20 protein-coding genes and 1 tRNA gene are annotated in these 23365 nt (G+C 38.9%); 14 read left to right on the top strand and 7 right to left on the bottom strand.

Features of this window, described 5'->3' with window-relative positions; translation table 11 throughout:
• Positions 1-27 precede the first annotated feature (27 nt).
• Complete coding sequence (gene yhbY / locus P3J6_RS15745; protein ID WP_008112687.1) at positions 28-324, bottom strand: ribosome assembly RNA-binding protein YhbY; 297 nt, start codon at positions 322-324, stop codon at positions 28-30.
• Positions 325-412: 88 nt separating this feature from the next.
• On the opposite strand from yhbY, the gene rlmE reads away from it, so the two are divergent.
• The 10 genes from rlmE (at position 413) to P3J6_RS15695 (ending at position 11604) form a co-directional block, all read left to right on the top strand.
• A complete protein-coding gene (rlmE, locus tag P3J6_RS15740) occupies positions 413-1042 on the top strand; it encodes a 23S rRNA (uridine(2552)-2'-O)-methyltransferase RlmE (RefSeq protein WP_010388002.1) in 630 nt (209 codons plus the stop codon).
• A gap of 57 nt (positions 1043-1099) precedes the next feature.
• A complete protein-coding gene (gene ftsH / locus P3J6_RS15735; protein ID WP_198523518.1) occupies positions 1100-3067 on the top strand; it encodes an ATP-dependent zinc metalloprotease FtsH in 1968 nt (655 codons plus the stop codon).
• 105 nt (positions 3068-3172) lie between these two features.
• Positions 3173-4018, top strand: coding sequence for a dihydropteroate synthase (gene folP / locus P3J6_RS15730; RefSeq protein WP_198523517.1), 846 nt, complete (start codon positions 3173-3175; stop codon positions 4016-4018).
• Complete coding sequence (gene glmM / locus P3J6_RS15725; protein WP_138608280.1) at positions 4018-5367, top strand: phosphoglucosamine mutase; 1350 nt, start codon at positions 4018-4020, stop codon at positions 5365-5367. Before folP ends, glmM begins: the two co-directional genes overlap by 1 nt.
• A 72-nt stretch (positions 5368-5439) precedes the next feature.
• Positions 5440-6189, top strand: coding sequence for a triose-phosphate isomerase (gene tpiA / locus P3J6_RS15720; RefSeq protein WP_198523516.1), 750 nt, complete (start codon positions 5440-5442; stop codon positions 6187-6189).
• Position 6190: 1 nt separating this feature from the next.
• Entirely contained in the window at positions 6191-6544 is a 354-nt protein-coding gene (gene secG, locus P3J6_RS15715) for a preprotein translocase subunit SecG (protein ID WP_010388009.1), read from the top strand.
• 77 nt (positions 6545-6621) lie between these two features.
• Positions 6622-6706, top strand: a tRNA-Leu gene (locus P3J6_RS15710).
• Positions 6707-6945: 239 nt separating this feature from the next.
• The gene (locus tag P3J6_RS15705; protein WP_198523515.1) at positions 6946-8571 is read left to right on the top strand and encodes a methyl-accepting chemotaxis protein; all 1626 of its coding nucleotides are present in this window, start codon (positions 6946-6948) and stop codon (positions 8569-8571) included.
• A 1270-nt stretch (positions 8572-9841) separates the two neighbouring features.
• The gene (locus P3J6_RS15700; protein ID WP_138608274.1) at positions 9842-11170 is read left to right on the top strand and encodes a hypothetical protein; all 1329 of its coding nucleotides are present in this window, start codon (positions 9842-9844) and stop codon (positions 11168-11170) included.
• A gap of 11 nt (positions 11171-11181) precedes the next feature.
• On the top strand, positions 11182-11604 hold the full coding sequence (locus tag P3J6_RS15695) for a phosphate ABC transporter substrate-binding protein (RefSeq protein ID WP_138608272.1): 423 nt from the start codon (positions 11182-11184) through the stop codon (positions 11602-11604).
• Positions 11605-12157: 553 nt separating this feature from the next.
• Here P3J6_RS15695 and P3J6_RS15690 read toward each other — a convergent pair.
• From P3J6_RS15690 to P3J6_RS15680, 3 genes are all read right to left on the bottom strand, one after another.
• The gene (locus tag P3J6_RS15690) at positions 12158-12565 is read right to left on the bottom strand and encodes a phosphate ABC transporter substrate-binding protein (protein ID WP_198523514.1); all 408 of its coding nucleotides are present in this window, start codon (positions 12563-12565) and stop codon (positions 12158-12160) included.
• A gap of 12 nt (positions 12566-12577) precedes the next feature.
• Positions 12578-13732, bottom strand: coding sequence for a porin (locus tag P3J6_RS15685; protein WP_138608267.1), 1155 nt, complete (start codon positions 13730-13732; stop codon positions 12578-12580).
• 244 nt (positions 13733-13976) lie between these two features.
• Positions 13977-14570: a LuxR C-terminal-related transcriptional regulator gene (locus tag P3J6_RS15680; protein ID WP_198523513.1), complete on the bottom strand. Its 594-nt coding sequence runs from the start codon at positions 14568-14570 to the stop codon at positions 13977-13979.
• Positions 14571-14944: 374 nt separating this feature from the next.
• Between P3J6_RS15680 and P3J6_RS15675 the strand changes: the two genes are divergently transcribed.
• Positions 14945-17167, top strand: a complete 2223-nt coding sequence (locus P3J6_RS15675) for a TonB-dependent receptor (RefSeq protein ID WP_198523512.1) — start codon at positions 14945-14947, stop codon at positions 17165-17167.
• Between the two features lie 71 nt (positions 17168-17238).
• Here P3J6_RS15675 and P3J6_RS15670 read toward each other — a convergent pair whose 3' ends face one another.
• Complete coding sequence (locus tag P3J6_RS15670; protein ID WP_010388018.1) at positions 17239-17604, bottom strand: hypothetical protein; 366 nt, start codon at positions 17602-17604, stop codon at positions 17239-17241.
• Between the two features lie 49 nt (positions 17605-17653).
• On the opposite strand from P3J6_RS15670, the gene P3J6_RS15665 reads away from it, so the two are divergent.
• Both P3J6_RS15665 and ggt read left to right on the top strand, forming a co-directional pair.
• Positions 17654-18199, top strand: coding sequence for a GNAT family N-acetyltransferase (locus tag P3J6_RS15665; protein ID WP_075169649.1), 546 nt, complete (start codon positions 17654-17656; stop codon positions 18197-18199).
• A 109-nt stretch (positions 18200-18308) separates the two neighbouring features.
• Positions 18309-19973 carry a gamma-glutamyltransferase gene (gene ggt / locus P3J6_RS15660; RefSeq protein ID WP_198523511.1) on the top strand — a complete coding sequence of 555 codons (1665 nt, stop codon included), beginning with the start codon at positions 18309-18311 and terminating at the stop codon, positions 19971-19973.
• A 76-nt stretch (positions 19974-20049) separates the two neighbouring features.
• On the opposite strand, the gene P3J6_RS15655 is transcribed toward ggt, so the two are convergent.
• On the bottom strand, positions 20050-21252 hold the full coding sequence (locus tag P3J6_RS15655; RefSeq protein ID WP_198523510.1) for an aromatic amino acid transport family protein: 1203 nt from the start codon (positions 21250-21252) through the stop codon (positions 20050-20052).
• Positions 21253-21556: 304 nt separating this feature from the next.
• Positions 21557-22435 (bottom strand): flagellar protein MotY, encoded by an 879-nt coding sequence (locus P3J6_RS15650; protein WP_198523509.1) that lies wholly within the window; start codon positions 22433-22435, stop codon positions 21557-21559.
• 205 nt (positions 22436-22640) lie between these two features.
• On the opposite strand from P3J6_RS15650, the gene rnt reads away from it, so the two are divergent.
• On the top strand, positions 22641-23315 hold the full coding sequence (gene rnt / locus P3J6_RS15645) for a ribonuclease T (RefSeq protein ID WP_010388028.1): 675 nt from the start codon (positions 22641-22643) through the stop codon (positions 23313-23315).
• The last annotated feature ends 50 nt before the right edge of the window (positions 23316-23365 follow it).

The following is a 23365-nucleotide window of genomic DNA, read 5'->3' as shown; positions in this document are numbered from 1 at the left end:
GTTTTTTTATAGCTTTACAACGGGCTATTAGCCGCGAGGTAACTGAATTTTTTTCTCTGGGCTTTGACGGTAAAGCACAATCGTATGACCAATTGTTTGTAATTTGGTGGCCCCTGTTTCGCGAACAATGGCATCAAAAATAAGCTTTTTTGTTTCACGATCGTCAGTTGGCACTTTCACTTTAATTAATTCGTGAATTTCTAATGCGCTTTGGATTTCAACTACTACGCCTTCGGTTAAACCGTTAGAACCTAGTAAAACTACAGGCTTAAGGCTATGTGCCTGGCCTTTTAAAAACTGCTTTTGTTTGTTTGATAATGTCATGATATTACAAATTTTGCTGAATATGGCTTGAATTAAGGGTATTCTAACGCCATCTAGAGAATATTACTAATTAGTTGCGTGTTAATTTATGACAAATAAAAAACAGTCAGCCAGTTCACAGCGTTGGCTTAAAGAACATTTTGATGATAAATATGTTCAAGAAGCGCAAAAAAAAGGCTGGCGCTCTCGAGCTGTTTTCAAATTAGACGAAATCCAAAACAGAGATAAGTTATTGCGTCCTGCAATGACAGTGGTTGATTTAGGCGCAGCCCCAGGGAGTTGGTCACAATACTTAGCAGAAAAAGTAGGTGACAAAGGCCAAGTGGTTGCGTGTGATATTTTACCTATGGATTCATTAGCGGGTGTTGACTTTTTACAAGGTGACTTTCGTGAAGAGGCCGTACTTGATGCATTGTTAAAACGCATTGATGGTAAAAATGTAGATGTGGTATTGTCTGATATGGCACCTAACATGAGTGGTAATAACTCGGTTGATCAGGCGGGGAGCATGTACTTGGTTGAGCTTGCACTTGATATGTGCCACCAAGTTTTAAAGAAAAATGGCGCGTTTATTGTTAAAGTATTCCAAGGTGAAGGCTTTGATCAATATTTGCAAGATGTACGTAATAGTTTTAAAGCAGTGAAGATACGTAAACCGGATGCCTCGCGTCCCCGTTCTCGGGAAGTATATATAGTAGCGACTGGATACAAACTGTAGTACAGTTGCTTGGCGTTTAGTTGAATTTAAATTAATTGGATACAAGAGGTTAACCCCTTGAGCGATATGGCGAAAAATCTAATACTCTGGCTGGTTATTGCAGTTGTGCTTATGTCAGTATTTCAGAGCTTTAATGGCGGCGATCAAGTTGATCGTCAAACAAGTTACAGTCAATTTGTTAAAGATGCCCGTAGTGGCTCTATACAAGAAGTGTCTATTGAAAGTGGCAGTGGCACAATTACTGGCATAAAAAATAGTGGCGAGCGTTTTCAAACGATTATGCCGATTTATGATAAAGATATTTTAAATGATTTGTTAAAAAGCGATGTAAATGTCAAAGGTGTAAAACCTGAGGAACAATCGTTTTTAGCAAGCATTTTCATTTCTTGGTTCCCTATGATACTGCTAATTGGTGTGTGGATTTTCTTCATGCGTCAGATGCAAGGTGGCGGTGGCAAAGGCGCCATGTCATTTGGTAAAAGTAAAGCCCGCTTAATGAGTGAAGATCAAGTTAAAACGACCTTTGCTGATGTAGCTGGTTGTGATGAAGCCAAAGACGATGTAACCGAGCTGGTGGACTTTTTACGTGACCCTTCTAAGTTTCAAAAATTAGGCGGTAGTATTCCTAAGGGCGTACTTATGGTTGGTCCTCCAGGTACAGGTAAAACATTACTTGCGAAGGCGGTTGCCGGTGAAGCAAAAGTACCGTTTTTTACTATTTCAGGTTCCGATTTTGTTGAAATGTTTGTGGGTGTTGGTGCATCACGTGTACGTGACATGTTCGAACAAGCTAAAAAAGCAGCGCCTTGTATCATCTTCATCGATGAAATCGACGCAGTAGGTCGTAAGCGTGGCGCAGGTATGGGCGGCGGTCATGATGAACGTGAGCAAACGCTTAACCAAATGCTAGTTGAGATGGATGGCTTTGAAGGCAATGAAGGTATTATTGTTATTGCTGCGACTAACCGTCCGGATGTTCTAGATCCAGCATTACTTCGCCCTGGTCGTTTTGACCGTCAAGTTGTGGTTGGTTTACCAGATATTCGTGGTCGTGAGCAAATTCTAAAAGTACACATGCGTAAAGTACCGTTAGGTGATAACGTTGAAGCGGCAGTGATTGCTCGTGGTACACCTGGTTTCTCAGGTGCTGATCTTGCTAACTTAGTGAATGAAGCGGCTCTTTATGCAGCACGTGGTAATAAACGTGTTGTTAGTATGGCTGAATTTGACGCTGCAAAAGATAAAATCATGATGGGTGCTGAACGCAAGACCATGGTGATGAGTGAGCAAGAAAAAGAAATGACTGCTTACCATGAAGCAGGCCATGCCATTGTTGGTCGTATGGTGCCTGAGCACGATCCGGTTTATAAAGTATCTATTATTCCACGTGGCCGTGCGCTAGGTGTGACAATGTATTTACCAGAGCAAGACCGTGTTAGTCATTCTAAAGAGCTACTTGAGTCTATGATCTCTAGCCTCTATGGTGGCCGTATTGCAGAAGCCATTATTTATGGTGAAGACAAAGTAACTACAGGTGCAAGTAACGATATCGAACGTGCAACTGACATTGCTCGCAAAATGGTTACACAATGGGGTTTAAGCGAAAAGCTAGGTCCATTACTTTATGCTGAAGATCAAAACGAAATGTACATGGGTGGCGGCGGTGGTCGTTCTATGAGCATGTCGGATGAAACAGCCAAAGTAATTGATGCAGAAGTACGCTTGTTCTCAGACCGCAACTATCAACGTGCAGAATCAATATTGAAAGAAAATATTGATATTCTACACGCAATGAAAGATGCACTGATGAAGTATGAAACTATCGATGCGAAACAGATTGATGATTTAATGGCGCGTCAGCCAGTACGTGAACCACGTGATGCGCATGACCGTCATGAAGCTAAACCTGAAAAGGAAGATGTTTCTAAAGATAAAGCAGTTGATGAAACCCAAAAAACAACTGACGAATCTAAAAAAGATGAGTCTAAAAAAGATGAAACAAACCTTGATGATAAAGCGGAATAATCGTTAAAATAACGTATCCAAAAGCCCCGAAGTTCGGGGCTTTTTTGTATCAGTTTGCTGTAATTAACTCAAATTACACTTAACAAACACATATTAAGGTTAGCGATGAATAATAAAATTAACCTTGCACGTGGTCGAGTGCTTGAACTCAGCGAACCCGTTATTATGGGGATAGTAAACGTTACTCCTGATTCATTTTCAGATGGAGGCCAGTTTTTTAATATTACAGCTGCACTCAATCATGCGATGCAGTTACTTGATGAGGGTGCGACTATTTTAGATATCGGCGGTGAATCTACACGCCCGGGTGCTCCCGATGTCAGCCTTGAAGATGAACTACAGCGCGTTATCCCACTTATTAATGCTATTCGTGAGCAAAGTGATTGCGTTATTTCAATCGATACCAGTAAAGCTGAAGTCATGCGTCAAGCCATTGAAGCAGGTGCCGATATTGTTAATGATGTGCGAGCACTGCAAGAGCCTGGTGCAGTAGAGGTGGTTGCTCAGTATCCTGACGTAGTCGTGTGCTTAATGCATATGCAAGGACAACCGCGAAGTATGCAAAACGCTCCTCACTATGATGATTTAGCAAGCGAGATAAATGACTTTTTTAACCAGCGTATCGCCGCATGCGAAGCTGCTGGTATAAAACAAAGCCAGTTAATATTAGACCCTGGTTTTGGATTTGGAAAAACACTTAAACACAATTATCAAATATTGGCTCAATTTAATGACTATGCGCAGCTTGGCTTACCGCTGCTTGCGGGGTTATCACGTAAGTCAATGATTGGTAATTTACTCAACAGAGATACAAAAGATAGATTAGCTGGTAGTTTAGCTGGCGCATTAATAGCAGCACAAAACGGTGCGCATATTATTCGTGTGCATGATGTAAAAGAAACCGCAGACGTGCTTGGCGTATATCAAGCCTGCAAACAAGGAGTACTTTAATGCAAGAAAGAAAATATTTTGGCACAGACGGTGTGCGTGGTTTAGTAGGTCAAGGGCCTATAAATCCTGAGTTTGCAATGAAATTAGGTTGGGCTGCAGGGCGTGTATTATCACAACATGGCACAAAAAAAGTCATTATTGGTAAAGATACTCGTATTTCTGGTTACATGCTTGAAACTGCATTAGAGTCTGGTTTAATTGCAGCCGGCATTGATGTTATTTTACTCGGTCCTATGCCAACGCCTGCCGTTGCGTATTTAGCGCAAACGTTTCGCGCAGAAGCGGGTATTGTGATCAGCGCATCCCATAATCCTTATTACGATAACGGCATTAAGTTTTTTAATGGCCAAGGCCTAAAGCTAGATGATGTTGTAGAGCTGCAAATTGAAGCCATGCTTGACGAACCAATGACCTGTGTAGCCTCTGATAAGCTAGGTAAAGCAACACGCCTATCAAGCGCTGATGGCCGCTATATTGAATTTTGTAAAAGTCAGTTTCCACAAGGTTTATCACTTGAGGGGCTAAAAATAGTCCTAGATTGTGCCAACGGTGCAACGTATCACATAGCGCCTTCAGTTATGCGAGAGCTAGGCGCTGAGGTGATAACCCATGCGTGTGAGCCTAATGGGGTAAATATTAACCATGAATGTGGTGCAACTCACGTAGATACACTAAAGCGTAAAGTACTTGAGCATAAAGCGGATGTTGGTATTGCCTATGATGGCGATGGCGACCGTGTAATGATGGTAGACCACAATGGCCGCGTATTTGATGGTGATGATTTAGTTTACATTATTGCCTGCCAAGCTGCCCAAGATGACAACTTAGGAGGGGGGGTTGTTGGTACTGTCATGTCTAATATGGGTCTTGAAAATGCCTTAAAAGCAAAAAATATTGCTTTTGCTCGTAGTAAAGTGGGTGACCGTTATGTGATGGAACTACTGCAGCAAAAAGGTTGGAAAATTGGTGGTGAGAGCTCAGGCCATGTTTTAAATTTAGACTTAATTAGCACTGGCGATGGCATTATTTCAAGCTTACAAGTGCTTGCTGCTATGGTGGCTCAAAACCGTACACTTCAAGATTTAGGCGCTGGATTTACTAAGTACCCAATGAAAATGATTAACGTGCGATACACTGCCGGTACCGATCCAACTCAAGCACCAGAAGTACTTGCTGCAGTAGCTGAAGTAGAGCAAAGCTTAGCAGATAAAGGCCGTGTATTACTTCGTAAGTCAGGTACTGAACCTGTTGTACGAGTGATGGTTGAAGCAGAACAAGAAAAAATAGTTATCGATAGCGCACAAAAAATAGCAGCGGTTGTTGAATCTATGAGCAAACAAACTGATTGATAACAATAACCTCTTGTAACTTTGGGCGAGTCGAGTTAATATCTCGCCCGCTTTCTAATGTGGAGTGGAAAAATGGCAACACGCAAGGCGATGGTCGCAGGCAACTGGAAAATGAATGGTTCATTAGAACTTGTTGAACAACTGTCTGATGCTATTAACGATGTTAAATCTTCTGAAGTAAGCATTGTTTTATTTCCTCCGTTTCCACTGATAGCAGCAATGGTCGCCAGTGGTGTAACTACTGGGACACAAACTGTTTCAGAGAATACGCCAGGTGCCTTTACTGGTGAAGTAGATGCCCAGCTAATTAAGCAATTAGGTGCAACATATGTACTGGTTGGTCACTCAGAACGCCGCAGTATATATAAAGAAAGCAACGACACCGTAGCGGCAAAATTTGCTCGCGCACAACAAGTAGGTTTAACGCCTATTTTATGTGTTGGAGAGAGCGAAATAGAGCAAGAAAACGGGCAAACAGAACAGGTAGTTGCTGCGCAGATTGACGCAGTAATTAATAAATTAGGTGTAGCAGCACTGAAAGAATCTGTGATAGCATATGAGCCCGTTTGGGCTATAGGCACAGGTAAGACTGCATCGCCTGAACAGGCACAAAGTGTTCACAAATTTATCCGTGACAAAATTGCTTCACTAGACAGCGATTTAGCACAAGGGCTAACCATCTTATATGGTGGTAGCGTTAATGAAAAAAATAGCGAATTATTATTTGCACAAACAGATATAGACGGCGGCCTAATTGGTGGCGCCAGTTTAAAAGCAGAATCATTCACTGCTATCTGCAATAGTGCAAAAGGGACCGTATAAGATGTACGAAATTTTATTAGTAGTGTATTTAATTGTAGCGTTAGCGCTTGTTGGTATGGTTTTGATCCAGCAAGGTAAAGGCGCTGACATGGGCTCATCATTTGGTGCAGGCGCATCGTCTACTGTTTTTGGTTCTTCAGGAGCCGGTAACTTTATGACGAAAACGACAACAACTTTAGCAACGATCTTCTTCGTGTTAAGTATTGTTTTAGGTAACTTAACTGCCGGTCAAATCAAAAAGACTGACGAGTGGGAAAATTTAGAAGCCGCTCCAGCTGTTGAAACTGTGACGCCAGTTGAAGAAGATGTTCCGGTAACATCTACAAAAGAGCAAAGCTCTGACGTACCAAATTAATTTAGTTTAAATTGTTAAGTTGCTCTCTTTCCTCAAGTTAGCTTAAAGACTTAACGCTAAGCGATAGCTTAAAAAATGCGGATGTGGTGGAATTGGTAGACACGCTACCTTGAGGGGGTAGTGCTTTCGGGCGTGGGGGTTCAAGTCCCCCCATCCGCACCAAATATAAAAACCAGTAACAGCGATGTTACTGGTTTTTTTGTGTCTGAAATTTTAAAATACATATTGGCTCTGCTAGTCTTGATCATTGAGTAGAACACTCTATATTTAAAATGTTGGTGTATATTAAAAAATACTGATGTATATTTATTATTGAAAAACCGTCGAAAGTTAAAAATAAAGTTAACATTTTTCTATATTAAGCCGATAATAACTATAGATAATTAAATGGGGTAAATAATATGGCTTCAGGTTTCTCTTTTAAAAACCTTAGCATCACTAAAAAAATACATGCAATTACATCTATAGCGATCATTGCATTCTTAGTAATTGTTTTGGTTAACTACTTTGCTATGAACGAAAATCGCATATCACTTGATGAGATGGAGAAGTCTTCTTATAAAGTTGCTAAATTAACCTTAGATAATGTAAGTATTTTAGAAAAGTTAGATGAGTTGTACACACAGGCCGTAACCTTTGGCGAGCAAGAGTTAGTCACAAAAGCTAGCGAAACTTATGAAAAACTCGTAACTAACCTAGAAGCGATAGAGGTAATAGATCCATCTTATATAAGTAGCGATATAAAAAAGAGACTTGCTGATTACGAAAAAATATCAGCAACCATAGCAAATGGTATGGTTAATGGCACGGCTGATTTTAGTAAAATACAACAGCAGGCGCAGCTTAAAACAAGCCTTTACAAGTCAGTATTAACCAGCTTTAGGGATGCGCAACAAAAAGCAGATGATCGCTTTTTCCAATTAGTTGCTAACACAAAAGAGCGCTCGGACAATGCTTTGAACTTAATGTTAATAGTTACGGTTGTATCTCTAGCATTATTATTACTTATGGCAATTTGGATTGCACGTAATATTGGATCATCAGCCAGTGATGCTGCTAATAACTTAAGCCTTTTAGCAAGTGGTAAAGGGTCTCTAAGTTCAAAGCTTGCCGTTAACTCTGAGGATGAAATAGGCCAAGTATCTATAAACTTTAATGCATTTATTAGTCTACTCAGAGAAACCGTTTTAGAAGTTATAGCGGTATGTGAACCATTAATGGAAAATTCAACCCGTCTTGTGCAAGGGATGGAGCGAGCAGAGCGAGCAACCACTAAACAAACCACCGATGCCGATGTTGTTAAGCAATCGATGGAAGAGATGAAGCAAAGCGTTGGCGATATTTCACAATCTGCAGCGAACGCATCTAATGCTGTGCAAACAGCAGAAAAAGAAGTAGACCAGAGTCGTGCACAAGTCAAAATGTCTGTTAATTCGTCGCGCACGTTAAGTGAAGAAATTAATATAGCGGCCAACACAATTAATAAATTAGCCGATGACACTAAAAATGTATCGCAAATACTAAATGTTATTACATCCATTGCTGAGCAAACAAACTTACTAGCATTAAATGCTGCAATTGAAGCTGCACGTGCTGGTGAGCATGGTCGTGGCTTTGCTGTGGTAGCAGATGAGGTCCGCGAGCTTGCATCACGCACAGCACAGTCAACTAATGAAATTCGCGAACTATTAAATACACTTAGCTTGGCTGCCAATGAATCTGTAACGGCTATGACCTCTGCAAGAGATATGGCCACAGATAATGCAAGTGCTGCTGAGCAAACTGGCGCTTCAATAGAAAAAATAGCAGAGCAAATATTAGAAATTAATGGAATGAACTCGCAAATTGCAGCTGCAACTGAAGAGCAAACCTCAGTAGCCGCAATGGTTGTAGATAACGTATCTAATATGCATGGTTCATTTGAAGATACGATGAGCTCACTTAAAGCAGTAAGGGACGTGGCTAAAAACTTACACTACCTATCAGATAACTTATTGGATGCGACTGCTAAATTTAAAATTGAATAGTTTGCTTTATATACTTTTATTATTCTTCTTTATTAATATAAGTATGAAAATATTATGATCTCTACAGGTTAGATTGCAATTTTATCTAACTCTGATAGAGATCTAAATTATTTGTTCAATGTTGTAATTATTCAAGATAATTAAAATTATTTTGGTACTCATAATTTGTACTAAAAAAGGCATACTTTAGAAGTTGGATTTATGGTGTCATTAGTCATCATTCTATTTTTCCCTCGAACTCTGCCCTATCTAAAACCCTTAACTACAAAAATAACTTTTCTGACCCTCACTCTAAAAAAGCCTGAACTTACTCATTAACGATATTCATAACCTTTAGAAATTAAGTAAGCTCTTCTATTTCGAATAGTGCTGATTAAGCGTGCTTTTTTGTGTTGTATTCCTACCATAGTTCAGAGCATCATAAATTTATAGTGGAGTTAAAAGTAATATATAAAATAATAATTTAAATGGATGACAAAGTATCATGGACCCAAGATATGATTTCTTTGATGCATCGAGTTACTACACTATTTAACCTGAACTTTCGTTAAAAGATTTACTAACGCATTAAATCAAAAATTATGTTTACCTTTATTTTCCTCTAGCCAAAGATTCTTAGTAAAATAAAGCGGACTTACGCGTCAATAGCTGGCCTATTGTAAGTAAATTCAATGCAGTTAGCGCTGAAAATAGCAGCTTGAGATAGATTTATTTTTTCAAAGTTCAGGTTATTTAGAAAAGTTAACAAATTATACTATATGATCAAAAGTGCACGTTTAATATTAATGGTCTGGTTAAGTAACCTCGTACTCACATAACGCACGGTCTTGTCTACGTACCAAATCAATTTTTGTAAACTCAATTTTGAATTATAAATAGCTCTTAACCATAATACATAATGAAGATACAGGCTTAAATATCGTGGCTTAGTGGTTAATTATATGTAGCCAAAGCATGCAATATTAGCTACGAAAATTCATGCCGGCTTTATAGTTTCTAATGTGAATAATATAGTTACTTTGACATTTTATTATTTAAGGCTAAATTTTAAGAAAACTTATGTCATTTTTAAAAGCACCAGCATAGTCCTCACAGTTGTTATTCGTGCCAGTGTGAAATTAAGTAAGTTTTAAAAAATCAAAAAAGTTCAATATTTATTTTAAAAAAAACCATAATAGACTATAATATTTTCTGTTAATCAAACAAAAGGATTGCTTTTAGCTAAACTGAGAAGTTTGACGACTAGAAGCCAACTATATTAAGGGTCAATATGAAACACATTTTTATATATCTTGTTTTAACTCTAATTGCTAATTTTGCTCACGCATCTGATGACTTCAAAATATCTGGTTTTGCGACATTGAGTGCGGTGAAAACAAATAAGCAAGATATTGAGTTTATACAGAATAACACCTTACCTAGCGGTGCTGACGATGATTGGCGCTTTGATAATGACACTGTACTTGGCATTCAAGGCCAATATAAGATGACTGATAAGTTGTCAGGGGTTGTTCAACTGCTTTCACGTCGCAATTATAAAAATAACTATGAGCCATCATTAGATTGGGCTTACCTTAGTTATAAATATAACTCAAACCTTAGATTGAGAGTTGGTCGATTTGTTTCACCTGTATTTTTAGGCTCTGATACACGTAATGTTAATTATTCAAATGTGTGGGTTAGACCTGTTATTGACCTGTATAGCCAAGCTACAATCAACAATGTTGACGGTATTGATGCCATATACAGTAACTTTATCGGTGACGGTGATGTTTCATATCAGATACAAGCTTACGCAGGTAAGTTTGATAAATTATACTTTCCAGGCAAAAGTTATATTAAATTTCATCACATGGCTGGTTTAGTAGGTACACTTCAGTATGACTCATGGACTTTTAGAGCTGGTTACATGAATGCTCAACATTCAACTATTAGTGCCGAAGGTGAATACGTACCAAGTAATATGAGAATGTTAGTTAGCTCAGATTATCAATTAGGGCTAACTATTGATCCTCAGAACGATGATTGTGCTCTAGGTAGTTGTGCAGATATAGTGCCTAATGCTGAAGATGTATTTAGCATTATCCAACGCAAACGCAGACCATTTAACCTTACAAATCTTGCTGTAGTGTATGATAACGGCAGTTACTTTGGTCAATTTGAATGGGCTCACAGAGAAGCACGCTCTGCTTTATCTAACGGTATTGCAGCTTACGGCATGATTGGTTACCGATTTGATTCATTGACTCCTTATATTGGTTATTCCTACGCGAAGTCATTAACTGAAAACTTTGCGCTAGATGTTGATGCGGACGTAAAAGCGAGCCTTGATTCTCAGGTTGTAAGCTTAGGCAGTCAGCCGCTAGAACAATATGTTGTTAGAAATTCAAGCTCTCGCTCAAATACTATTACAGCAGGCCTTCGTTGGGACTTTTACAAAAAAATGGCATTGAAAATGCAGTTTGATAGCTTCCGCCCTTTAAACAATGATGGGCTTGCCACAGGAGGTTCTGGTTTTATAAATCGTACAAACGAAGTACTTTCTGCTAGTAATGAGAACATCTTGGTGACAACAGTATCGCTAGATATTATTTTCTAAAGGAAGAATTAATGAAAATTTTTAAAGCAATTTTCTTTTTTGTAGTTTTGTCTCTGACTATGGCTACGCCAAGCAAAGCAGCATTATCTATTGTTGTAAATAAAAGTAATACTTCTGATCTATCTGAAGGGCAAGTCAAAAATATTTTTATGGGTAAGTTAGGTCAGTTTAGTGATGGAACTGAAGCTGTCCCGGTGTTATTTGAAGCTGGTCAAGATACTAGAGCACAATTTGACGATGCTGTTTTGAAAAGAAGCACTTCACAAGTAGACGCAGTATGGTCGAAGCTTATTTTCACAGGGCGCAGAACACCACCTGTACAAGTTAAAGATGCAAGTGAAGTTTTAAAAGAGATAAGCGCTAATCCTAAAGCAATCGGCTATCTAAATAACGCTGATGTAACAGATAGTGTAAGAGTAGTAGCAACGTATTAGTAACTAGAGAACTAATACAACTATATTTATCTGTGGGCTCTCGTAATATCTGTTATGAGAGCCCTTATATAAAGCTAAGCTGCCAAGCTTTCGTTTGTATCTTATTCTATGGAACTGCAATTAATTTATTCACATAGGTCATTCATAATACAGGAACCCTTACTACTATACGTTAGGCATTCCTGGTTATTCTGGATGTTATCTTCTGTCGCTCACTTTAAAGCATCAAAATAGTCCATTGATAATGGCTTTTATACATTAGTTTGTGATTTTGAACTTTTATTTTAACCCCCTCAGGCTCCATCCTAAGAGTTCTTTGATCCAAGCCTTTCCCCAAATTACTAATGCAGTGGCTGTTGCACCCATAACGATCTTATTAGATGACCATTTTGATACTTTTTTGTCGCTATTCTGCTCAACTATTCTTACTTCATTTTTACTTATGTGTAATCACAAGGCTGGGTTTATGCTTCAAGATTATTAGGAGTTTATTAGGACGGGTCAAATGAGCAGCTAAGTCGCATCAGCTGCTCATTTTAATTGAAAGTGCTAATTATAAAGAGGTAATTACTTTTACTTTATCACTTACTTTAGCGCTGTCTATATAGCCAATTGCATCTGCATTAGCAGCTACAAAATCAATCACAGCTTGGTCATTATCAAGTTTACCAGGAGGCGTGCCTTTACCAGTAAAAACCAGCTTTGACCAATAAGCATTTAACTGGCTACCTGATTTACCAACAAGTTTGTCGTTAAATTCATCTGCAACTGCAGTACCATTTTGGTTAACAGGGTTTACTTTGGTACCATCAGCAAACGATTTGCTCTTGCCAAGGTATATTTTTTTAATATCTTCTTGGCTTAATGCATTAGCATTAGCTGGATTTACAATTACAGCAACGTCAGCAAATACTGCTGAACTACAAAGTGTTAGCATACTGGCTAAAATTAATTTTTTCATGGTTCGCTCCAATTAAAATACTAAATCAACGCCAACGGCGATAACATCAGTTTCAGTATTTGATATGTCGTTTTCAAAGCGACTAAAATCTACTTTTAATGCTGCCATTGGGTGGAAGTCATAGCGAGCACCAATGGTGTATACATTACTTTGGGCACGAGTACCTTCCAAGGCTCCATTTATGGCTGCATTTAGAGTCGGCACTGACTCTATAGCATTAAACCTTGATGAGTCATGCTTGTCGTCATTATCTTCATAAGTAAAGTGAGCTATGACATTATCCATACGATACCCAATAGAAGCGTAATATTGAGATTGCTTAGCTAATATACTGTCTTTAACTTCAAATTCGGTATATTCAGCATCAAATAGAATATTGTTGTAATCTATTGAAATGCCAAAACCTAAGAAGTAGCTATCATCTTCATTTATTGAAATATCGTCAGCTTGAGTCGTTAATCCATTTTGGCGCAATATATTTTCTAGGGCGTTTATTTGAACCCCCGCTAGATCATTCTCATCTTTTTGCCCAAGTTTCATCGTAGTATCAGTTACAAGGTAAGCTGCACGAGCACTAAACCAATCATAAGAGAGTGTCCAGTTAATACCTGCTACATCATCTAACTCTGCTTGGTCGTTATAAGTAACTGCTACTACATCACCTTCAAAACCACCGTAGATAACCTGTAAAGTTGAATCCCACTCACCTAATTGTGAAGTGTATAACAAACTCAACCCTTCATAGGTTGAAAATGGCAGTCTGTAAACGGATTGTGGTGGACGAACCCAGCGATAGGCATAGCCAACATCTAAAAAGTCAGAATAGCGAAAAAATGGTGCGCGCATTTTACCGGCGCTTAATTGTAGCTCATCAGAGAACTCGTATGTTATGTATGCCCATTCAAAATCAGCGTCAAAATCATTTTCACCGCGAGCTACTATTTGCGCTGTAGCGGATAACTTCTCTTGCAGGTCAGCGGTCAGCTGAAGTGCAAATACGCTTTCATTTTTAAATGAAATATCATCATCATATCCATATAAAGTTTGATCACTATCTAGTGACTTACCACCGACAATAGAAGCAAACCCATTAATACGAACTTCAGCACTCGCATTGCTTGTGGCAAGTGCGCAACAAATTGCTACTGCAACTGATAGTTTTTTCATTGTGATTCCTATTTAAATTTCATGTGTATCCCGTTGCAGTATAAGATGAGTATTAACTTTTTTCTAATTAAAATTAATAAATTAAGACCTTTTTACTGCTTTTTTGCAACAAAAAGGCATAGCAGTGATTGAAAAGTAAGGTTTTTTTATTTTCAGGTAATGTAACTAATTGACTTGTTTGATTTATTTATAATGAGATGATATTTACTACAGTAGGCATTAAGTAGTAATTATTTTCTAGTTATTAACGCGAATTCATATTTTTTAGATTATCTTGGCACCATCGAATTGCCTGCTGTTTATTTTTGACCGCTATTTTTTTATAAATTTTATGTAAGTGCACTCTTACCGTAGCTTCACTTATAAATAAGCTGTCAGCAATAGCACTGGAATGAAGCCCACTGAAAAGTAGGTTGAGTACTTTAATTTCTTTATCGGTTAGGTTATTTGTTTGCAAAGCAGTCTTTTGCTCAGAATCGAGCATTTGGCGCATCCAAATATCACTTATGGTACGTGGAAACCACAATTCCCCTTGTTTAATTGCTTCTAATCCCCTGTTAAATAGCTCCTCATTGGTATCTTGATAGAAAAGGCCTTTCAAATTTGGCCACTCTTTTAGTGAAGCAGCATCAGTATTTTTAGGAATATTAAAGATAACTAACCCTTGGTAATTATTGGTATGCATAAAATGGCTCAAAAGTTCGTAATTTGTAAGACTATTGAGTGCTGAATGACAGACTAATAATATGTCATTATTCAATGTAGTAAAAAATAATGGACTATGGTGGTTGTTGTTAAAAAACATGTTAGCTGATTGCGTGGTCTGTTTTTTTGTCATGCTTTTCACCTAAAAATGATTCTGCAGTATATTTAAATATAAAGGGTGTTTGGATATTGTCATAACCTTAAATGGCTTTAATGTGTTTTTCGCAACAAAGCGCATGTTCAATTAACAAATAATACTGATGGTAATTAATGTTAAAGTATTAATTTAAAACTAAATTTGCAATTGCTATTTAGGTAAGTTGGCTAAGCTTAAAAAGCTAAAAATAAATTTTTACGTAAACTAAAGTTAAATGTACATATTGTAGCGTTTTTGTAATATAATAAACTCCCAGAGGAAAGATGCATCTAAAGCATCTTTTTTTATGCCTACAATTTATGTTTACACAGCATAACGCATAATTAAATTAATACCCTTTGGAGAAAACCTTGAAATTACGCACCCTCTCACAGTTAAGTTTAGCGGTTATTGCAGCCCTAACAACTTCCGCATATGCACAAGAAGCTAAAACGACAGCCAAACAAGACGCGTTTGAAAAAATTGAAGTGACAGCTCGTAAACGTACAGAGAGCTTGTTCGAATCTCCAACTGCGATTACATCAATAGGTGCTAACCTTATTGATAAAGCCAATATGGGTAACTTAGAAGATATTGGTAAATACGTTCCTAACTTAAACATTACTCGTTATGGTGTTGGTAATGCTGCACATGCCTCAGTGTTTATTCGTGGTATTGGTTTGCAAGATCACATTATAACAACCGATCCAGGCGTAGGTGTTTACCTAGATGGTGTTTACTTAGGTCGCCAAATGGGGTCTAACTTATCACTTCCTAATGTAGAGCGAGTTGAAGTTCTACGTGGGCCACAAGGCACACTTTATGGCCGTAACACATTAGGTGGTGCAGTAAACGTAATTACTAAACAACCTGGTGATGAAGGTATTATAACAACAACCGCTAAAGTGGGCAGTCGTGGTCGAGTTGCGGGTGATATTTACTTTAATAATGCACTAACTAACGATCTAAGCATGTCAGCCAGTGCGTCATACAAACAACGTAATGGGGTAGGTACGGCAGTAAACTTAGCTAACCCTGAAAAAGAAATTGGTGAAGAGCAAGAGTTTAGTGGTCGTATAGCACTTAAATATGAAGCAACTAGTGATTTAGCGTTTACTTTCTCGCTAGATGGCGTTGATAATGAGTCAGGTCAATCACCTTATACTATTGAACTGACAGATTCATTAGATTCAAATGATGTCTTTAATGGCGATTTCCCATTATTAACTGAAGACTTAATTCCTCAAAACCCTGATGATTTAGGCACAACGGTTGCCGGTATTGAGTCAACTTCATATTCTGGTTGGGGTACGTCATTTACAGCTGATTGGGCGATTAATAACACTTATACAGCTAAGTTTATTTCAAGCTATCGTACTTCTGAGTATGAAGGTGGCTTAGATGATGATGCATCACCACTTAACTTATCTGAGTTCCCAGAAGTAGGCGGTGCAGATCAATACTCTTTTGAACTTCAGCTAAACGCCACGTTTGATAAAATGGACTTTGTTTCTGGCTTATACTTCTTTAATGAAGATGGCTTTACTCGCTCAGAAGATTTTGTATTTAGCCCATTTAACACGCCAAATGGTCTATTGAATGATGGTGTTACTCCGTCATTTGGTGGTTTTGGCTTTTTTGAAATCAATCAAGAAACAAACTCATACGCAGCTTACATTAACGGTAGTTACGATTTAACTGATGATTTAACAATCGGCGGTGGTCTTCGTTACTCAGAAGATAAAAAAGATGCGAATGCTATTTTCCCAACCTTCCCTGAGCGAAAGGACATTAGTGCAGACTTTAATGCAGTAACATGGGACATTAATGCTTCATACCAGCTTAGCAATAATATGAATGTCTACGGTCAAGTGCAAAAAGGTTACCAAACAGGTGGCTTTCCACCGCGCCCATTTGGTGGTCCGGATCAGTTTGTATCGTTTGATGAAACCAAAGCAGTTAACTACGAGATTGGTTTAAAAGGCCAGGTACATGAAAATGTATCTATGATGCTTGCAATGTTTGTTACTGACTACACTGATTTAGCATTGCCATTCTCAGATCCAACCGCGGGCGGTGGCTTTGTAACTATCGTTGAAAATGCAGGCCAGTCTAAAGCGCAAGGTATTGAGCTTGAAACCACAATTGCACTAACCGACGACTTTACTATTCGCACTGCAGTAGGTTACTTAGATTCTGAAATTACAGAAGTGGCTGAGGGCGTACAAGGTATTGGTAAAGGTGACTCACCAGCACTGACACCTCGTTGGACAGTGATGGTTGCTCCATCTTACTTTGTTGATTTAAGCAATGGTGGCACTGTTGCATTAAATGCAAACTACTCGTACCGTAGCGAAATGCAAGGTCAGTCAGTTTTCAATAAAAGTGAAACGATTGATTCTCGTGAGCTAGTTGGTTTTAATATTTCTTACACTAATCCATACGGCGATATGGAAGTAACGCTATATGGTGAGAACGTATTAAACGAAGTTTACGATGTAGGTCGCCTGCAGCAAACTGGCTTTGTTGGCGTAATGCGCAGCAATGATCGTAGTGAGTTTGGTTTGAAATTCAAAAAAGACTTTGAACTATAATCTATAACTTGCTCTAAAAATAAAACAAAAAAGGTAAGCCATGGCTTACCTTTTTTTATGGTTAAAAATAATTAACCTTCTTTATGCTCTTCACGTGCTTGCTCAATTTCTGCCGCAATTTCACGTGCTTTTTGCTTAGTTTTTTCAGTTAGCTCGCCAGCCGCTTCTTTGCTTTTGATCCATGCATCAACAGCTACTTCTTTGCCGTCATCGTACATGTCTAAGCCCATCGCTTTACTCTCTTCAAGCAGCTCATTTAATGACTCGTCATTTTTAAGCTCATTGGTTTTTTCTTTAACGTCGTTCCACGTTTCGTTTAGCTTTTCTTGAACTTCAGCGCTCGTTTGTTTGGCGTCTTGTTTCACTTCGTTGGCATCTTCACACCCTGTTAGTGTAATTAAAGTGCCTAATAATGCTAAACCTGCTAATTTCTTCATTGACTATCTCCTTTAGTGAAAAATATATTTCAGAGGTAACTATACAACAATGAAAATGAACATAGCTGTAACAACACGATTAAGTTTTAAATTAATGGACGAAAATGATTGGCAGCAATTATATGAGCTCGATCAAGACCCAGCCGTTATGCAGTATTTGACTCAAGGTAAACCTACCACTCTTGAAGAGATAAAAACGAAAGCCATTCCAAGAATGCTCGCTTATCGCAATGAGCAACAAGGTTGGGGACTATGGCAAGTAACTCTGCGTGAAAGTAATACTTTTATTGGCTGGGTGCTTGTTCGGCCGATGGGCTTTTTTTCAGATACGCCTGACTTTAGTGATATTGAAGTAGGCTGGCGGTTTAAACGAGCGAGTTGGGGTAAGGGTTATGCAATTGAGGCGGCACAAGCGATTTGCTCAACGATTGAAAAACAGTCGCAAGTAAAGGCAATCAGTGCCACAGCGCTGACCGCCAACGTTGGCTCAATTAACATCATGAAAAAGCTCGGTATGCAGCTACAGCACTATTATATTCATACTGATGATGGCTCAAACTTAACTGCTGCGCTTTATTCAAAGCCCTGCAGTTGAGCTAAAACTTCCTAAGCCTTAAAAATGTAGCATCTAAATATTGACCTGATGTTTGTTACTATGCATTAATGTTTGCCATCAATGTATAAAAATAACCTAAGGATATGGGATGGGAGCACTTTTTTCACCAAGCAAGCTAATTATCAGTAGTATTGTGGTAATACAGTTATGTGTTTTTAATGTAGCGGCTAAACAGAGTGCCGTTGCCATGCCTGACACTTTTAGTGCACATGCTGCAAAAGCTGTGTTAGAACAGGGGGGGAACGCGGTTGATGCAGCCATTGCAGCACAGTTTGTATTGGCCGTTACGCTTCCCGAGGCGGGTAATATTGGCGGCGGTGGGTTTATGCTTATTCATAAGGATGGGCAAGGTGATTTTATAGATTACCGTGAAACTGCACCGAACGCCGCACATCGTGATATGTATTTAGACGCGCAAGGGCAAGTTATTGCTAATAAATCTATTTATGGTATTCATGCCAGTGGCGTACCTGGGAGTGTTGCTGGTATGTGGCTAGCACATAAGAAGCATGGCACACTTCCTTGGAAAACCTTAGTACAACCTGCGGTTACATTAGCTGAGCAAGGTTTCGTGGTGCCCGAAAAGTTGGCTCAGTTAATTAAGGGCTACATAGAGCACCTAAACAATAAAAACATTAAAGTAAATTTTGCCAGTTATTTTGCAAGCGCTACATCAGGTAAGCTTTTTAAACAACCTGAGCTTGCCGCGACACTCAAACGCATTCGCGATAATGGCCAAGATGGCTTTTATCAAGGTGAAACCGCAACGATCATCGCAAACTTTATGGAGCAACATGGCGGTATTATTACTCAAGACGATTTAAAAAATTACCGCGCAAAGTCTCGTACTCCTATAAAAGCTAACTGGAACGGCTATCAAGTGCTTACTTCACCGCCACCAAGCTCCGGCGGTATTGCTATATTACAATGGCTTAAAATGTATGAGCTTAAAAGGCCCATAGCTGCACCATCACATAATTCAGTTGAGTATGTGCACTTACTTGCTGAAATAGGTAAGCGAGTGTTTGCTGATAGGGCAGAATACTTAGGCGACCCTGATTTTTACCAAGTGCCTAAAGCTAAGTTACTTGCAGAAAACTATCTTAAAAGCCGCAGCAATAGTATAGATTTAAAGGCCATTTCTACCACTGAAAATATTAAACCGGGTTTAAAAGAAAGCGAACAAACCACTCACTTTTCTATTATTGATAACATGGGGAATGCTGTTGCTAATACCACCACCATCAATTTAGGGTTTGGTAGTGGCGTAGTCGTAGAAGGCGCTGGCTTTATTTTAAATGATGAAATGGATGACTTTAGCGCTAAACCCGGGGTTATGAATGTATTTGGCGCCATTGGCGGAAAAGCGAATGAAATTCAGCCACATAAACGTATGTTAAGCTCTATGACTCCAACCATTTTACTCAGTAATAACAAGGTGAAAATGGTAACAGGGTCGCCTGGAGGCACCACAATTATTAGTTCAGTGTATCAATCAATACTCAATGCGATTGAATTTAATATGAGTGCAAATGAAGTAGTAAATAGCCCGCGTTTTCACCATCAGTTATGGCCTAAAAATGTGATTAGAGCGCACTCGGGTTTGGAGTCCTCAGTAAAGCAACAGCTAATAAAAATGGGTTATACAGTGGATGAGCGTCACTTTGGTGATATGCATGTGATTATCAATAATGATGGCAAATTAGATGCGGCGTCTGAGCAAAGCGGAAGAGGGCAAGCGATAGTATTTTAACGTTAACAATTGACGTTTGAATGGTATGCACCCCAAAACCATCATTGGGGTGCACACATTAGAATAACTATAGGGGCTAGCCTATAGCCGGTATAAGTCCTGCCATTTGCAGGCATTGTGCGCTAATAATTGAAATACCACACAAAGCGGCTATGGCCAAACCAATATTACCACTGCGTACTTTATAGCCTTCTTTTTCAATCCCCTGACGCTGCTTGTACACCATGCTAACAGGTAAAAATACTGCCAATATAACCAAAGCAATGGCTGCATAGCCTAATGCCATAATAAAGCCTTGCGGGTAAAATAAAGCAAATCCAAGAGGAGGAACAAAAGTAATAAGTGCTGTTTTAATTCTATCAGCCCCCGTGTCTGCTTTTTTGAATGTGTCAGCAAAAAAGTCAAATAACCCCAAGCTTACCCCTAAAAATGACGTTGCTAGAGCTAAGTCGGCAAAGAGTTTAACCGCATTAGAAACATTGGCGTTATTGGCAATATTGGCCACACTGGCTACAAACCCAGTTAACCCTTCGCTTTGTAGTAATTGATCTTGGCTCATTATGCCTTGGCTTAATACTTGCCAAAATACATAAATAACCAGTGGTAAAGAGGCGCCTGCAATCATAACCTTGCGCAAGGTTTTTATATCAAGCCCGACATATTTAACAATAGAAGGAATTGAGCCATGAAAACCAAAAGAGGTGAATACCACCGGGATAGCCGACAGTATCAGCCCCTGCTCAACAGGCATTTCCAATAAGTGTTGGCCATGTACATAAGGTGTTAGCATATAAAACAAGCTAGCTAAAACCACTATTTTTATACTAAATAGCACTCGGTTAAGCTTATCAACTTTACTAGTGCCTAAAGTCACCACACCTGCAATCAATACGGCTAAAATAACGGAGCCTAATTGTGGAGCAATGCTAAGATTAAACCCAGTATTAATGCGCTCTTGTAGCTGAGCACCACCACCGGCTATGTAAGCAGCGCACAGTGCATAAAATAAGAATATCATCGAAAAGTTAGCTACATACTGGCCACGTTTACCAAGCCAAAGCTTAGCCAGTGTATTTAAAGTCGCATCGCGAGGGGCATATTGGTGCAGCTCCAACATAAGCAATGCAGTGTAGGTCATTAGTAACCAACACCCTACAATTAACACCATTGCCGTATTAAACCCGAGCCCCGCAGAGGCGATTGGTAGGGCAAGCATACCCGCGCCTATGGTAGTTCCTGCAACAATTAACATGCTACCTATTGTTTTATTTTTAAGCACTTAATGATCCTGATCAAACGTGAGAGACACGCAAGATATAACTAGTTGTGCAAAACTTAAATAGTTTTGTCATAAAAGAGACAAAATAAAATGTAATCTTCTATTTACAACTGTATTAAAAAAGCCAAAATCATTAAAAAATGAAATTTAACTTATTAATACAAATGAAGAAATAAAAAGCTAAATGTTAATAACTAAATAGTCAGATTATTAGTTTTGCATAATAGAGGCATGATTAAATTGATAGGTATTGACCGAAAGTGCTATGAATTACACCTTCGGCCATTAAAAGAGGGGGCTAAACTTACATTTTTGCTATTTGAATCACTAAGCGGCGGTTTTTATCACGGCCTAAAATATTGTCATTGGTGTCTACAAAGCGTTTTTCACCAAAACCTTCAGTAACCACTTTAGCTTCATCAACGCCTAAGCCAACCATGTAATCTTTAATCGCCTTAGCACGGGTTCTAGATAAATCGAGATTATTCCAGCGACCGCCGTAACTATCGGTATAGGATGCAATACTGATTGACTCTATACTGGAGTCGTTTTTCAAATACTCAGCAATTTTATCGAGGCGCTGCTGCGATGACTTAGTTAACTTACTGCTATTAGATTCATAGTTCATTATAGTGAACGAAATATCTTCAAAATTGTATGGCAGCAATTCGTCTCGGCATTGTAAAAATGCCCAATACGCTTGCTTAAAGTTAACATTAGACATACCCACGGCAATTTTATCGGCACTATTTTGCCAGTCTTGGTAGTAAAAAGTGGGTTGGTTGCCTTTTTCAAGCTCAGTCAGCATTTCCCATGCTGTTTTATTGCCTAATTCACCATCAAACTTTTTAAGTAATTTCATATCAGCAATATCACGGGCAGGGCGGCCTGCTCGCCAGCTAGGTGGTACCGCTTTTAAACCGGCAATCGCGTAATTTTCTGGGCGCACAACCATGTCTAAATTAAAGGTGAGATCTTTGTTTTTACTGGCTGATGCTTTAAAAACAGCTTCACCATAGTAGGGAACTTCATGATTTAATTGGCATTGCAAGCGAGTTGTTTTAACCAAGTTCCAATTTGAATTATCTTGGTTAGCCGTGTACTGGCGCATTGCTGCAGTTGTATTCAAACTATACAGCACACTACTAATGCCTAGGCTAATAAATAACAACTTACACTTCATCGAGAATTCTCCAGTTATCTAGCTCTGCCAAAAAAGTGACAAAAACCGTAAAATATTACGCAACAGCAAATAATTCAGCGTAAACGCTAATTACAAAGCAAGTAACATGCCTATAGTTTAACTGTAATTAATCAATAAATCCCCTAGCCGACAGGCCATCAATTTTGACATAATAGACAGCTAATCCCTATAAACCAAGAATACTATGGCAAATACTGAGCAAACACTTTTCGCACAACGCTTTCGTGGCTTTTTTCCTGTGGTTATTGATGTTGAAACCGCCGGTTTTAACAAAGAAACCGACGCACTACTAGAAATTGCAGCATCCGTTTTAAAAATGGATGACGAAGGACTGCTTAGTATCGATCATACCGTTCATTTTCATGTGCAACCGTTTGAGGGGGCAAACATTGAGCAAGCTGCCATTGAGTTTAATGGGATTGAGCCTTTTTCAGCACTGAGAGGGGCAGTCCCAGAAGAAGAGGCGATTAAAGAAATTTGTAAAGTAGTGCGCAAAGCGCAAAAAGCCGCAGGGTGCCAGCGCTCTGTGGTGGTTGCTCATAATGCCGCTTTTGATCACGGCTTTTTAAATGCGGCTATTGAGCGTAATAATATCAAGCGCACACCATTTCATCCGTTTGTTAGTTTTGATACCACATCACTTGCTGGTTTGGCATTAGGGCAAACGGTACTAGCTAAAGCGTGTCGCGCAGCAGGGATAGAGTTTGATAACAAACAAGCGCATTCAGCGTTGTACGATACAGAACGTACTGCTGAACTGTACTGTTTAATTGTTAATCGTTGGCAGCAACTAGGTGGTTGGCCGCTTGCTGTAGACGAAACACAACAAAGCGAAGACGAAGCAAGCAACCAAGATTAGCACAATAGTGAATGTTCACTTTTGAGCTGAGTCAGTTTTAATCAGCGAAA

It is taken from the genome of Pseudoalteromonas sp. 3J6 (assembly GCF_903995135.1).
Taxonomy (GTDB): domain Bacteria; phylum Pseudomonadota; class Gammaproteobacteria; order Enterobacterales; family Alteromonadaceae; genus Pseudoalteromonas.
This window is presented reverse-complemented; position numbering and strand designations above follow the sequence as displayed.

Excerpts from the sequence above, each read along its gene's own strand:
- P3J6_RS15700 (WP_138608274.1), top strand. The coding sequence starts at position 9,842 with ATGAAACACATTTTTATATATCTTGTTTTAACTCTAATTGCTAATTTT.
- P3J6_RS15705 (WP_198523515.1), top strand. The coding sequence starts at position 6,946 with ATGGCTTCAGGTTTCTCTTTTAAAAACCTTAGCATCACTAAAAAAATA.
- rnt (WP_010388028.1), top strand. The coding sequence starts at position 22,641 with ATGGCAAATACTGAGCAAACACTTTTCGCACAACGCTTTCGTGGCTTT.
- yhbY (WP_008112687.1), bottom strand. The coding sequence starts at position 324 with ATGACATTATCAAACAAACAAAAGCAGTTTTTAAAAGGCCAGGCACAT.
- P3J6_RS15690 (WP_198523514.1), bottom strand. The coding sequence starts at position 12,565 with ATGAAAAAATTAATTTTAGCCAGTATGCTAACACTTTGTAGTTCAGCA.
- P3J6_RS15665 (WP_075169649.1), top strand. The coding sequence starts at position 17,654 with ATGAAAATGAACATAGCTGTAACAACACGATTAAGTTTTAAATTAATG.
- glmM (WP_138608280.1), top strand. The coding sequence starts at position 4,018 with ATGCAAGAAAGAAAATATTTTGGCACAGACGGTGTGCGTGGTTTAGTA.
- tpiA (WP_198523516.1), top strand. The coding sequence starts at position 5,440 with ATGGCAACACGCAAGGCGATGGTCGCAGGCAACTGGAAAATGAATGGT.
- P3J6_RS15685 (WP_138608267.1), bottom strand. The coding sequence starts at position 13,732 with ATGAAAAAACTATCAGTTGCAGTAGCAATTTGTTGCGCACTTGCCACA.
- P3J6_RS15695 (WP_138608272.1), top strand. The coding sequence starts at position 11,182 with ATGAAAATTTTTAAAGCAATTTTCTTTTTTGTAGTTTTGTCTCTGACT.
- P3J6_RS15670 (WP_010388018.1), bottom strand. The coding sequence starts at position 17,604 with ATGAAGAAATTAGCAGGTTTAGCATTATTAGGCACTTTAATTACACTA.
- folP (WP_198523517.1), top strand. The coding sequence starts at position 3,173 with ATGAATAATAAAATTAACCTTGCACGTGGTCGAGTGCTTGAACTCAGC.
- ggt (WP_198523511.1), top strand. The coding sequence starts at position 18,309 with ATGGGAGCACTTTTTTCACCAAGCAAGCTAATTATCAGTAGTATTGTG.
- P3J6_RS15680 (WP_198523513.1), bottom strand. The coding sequence starts at position 14,570 with ATGACAAAAAAACAGACCACGCAATCAGCTAACATGTTTTTTAACAAC.
- P3J6_RS15650 (WP_198523509.1), bottom strand. The coding sequence starts at position 22,435 with ATGAAGTGTAAGTTGTTATTTATTAGCCTAGGCATTAGTAGTGTGCTG.
- rlmE (WP_010388002.1), top strand. The coding sequence starts at position 413 with ATGACAAATAAAAAACAGTCAGCCAGTTCACAGCGTTGGCTTAAAGAA.
- secG (WP_010388009.1), top strand. The coding sequence starts at position 6,191 with ATGTACGAAATTTTATTAGTAGTGTATTTAATTGTAGCGTTAGCGCTT.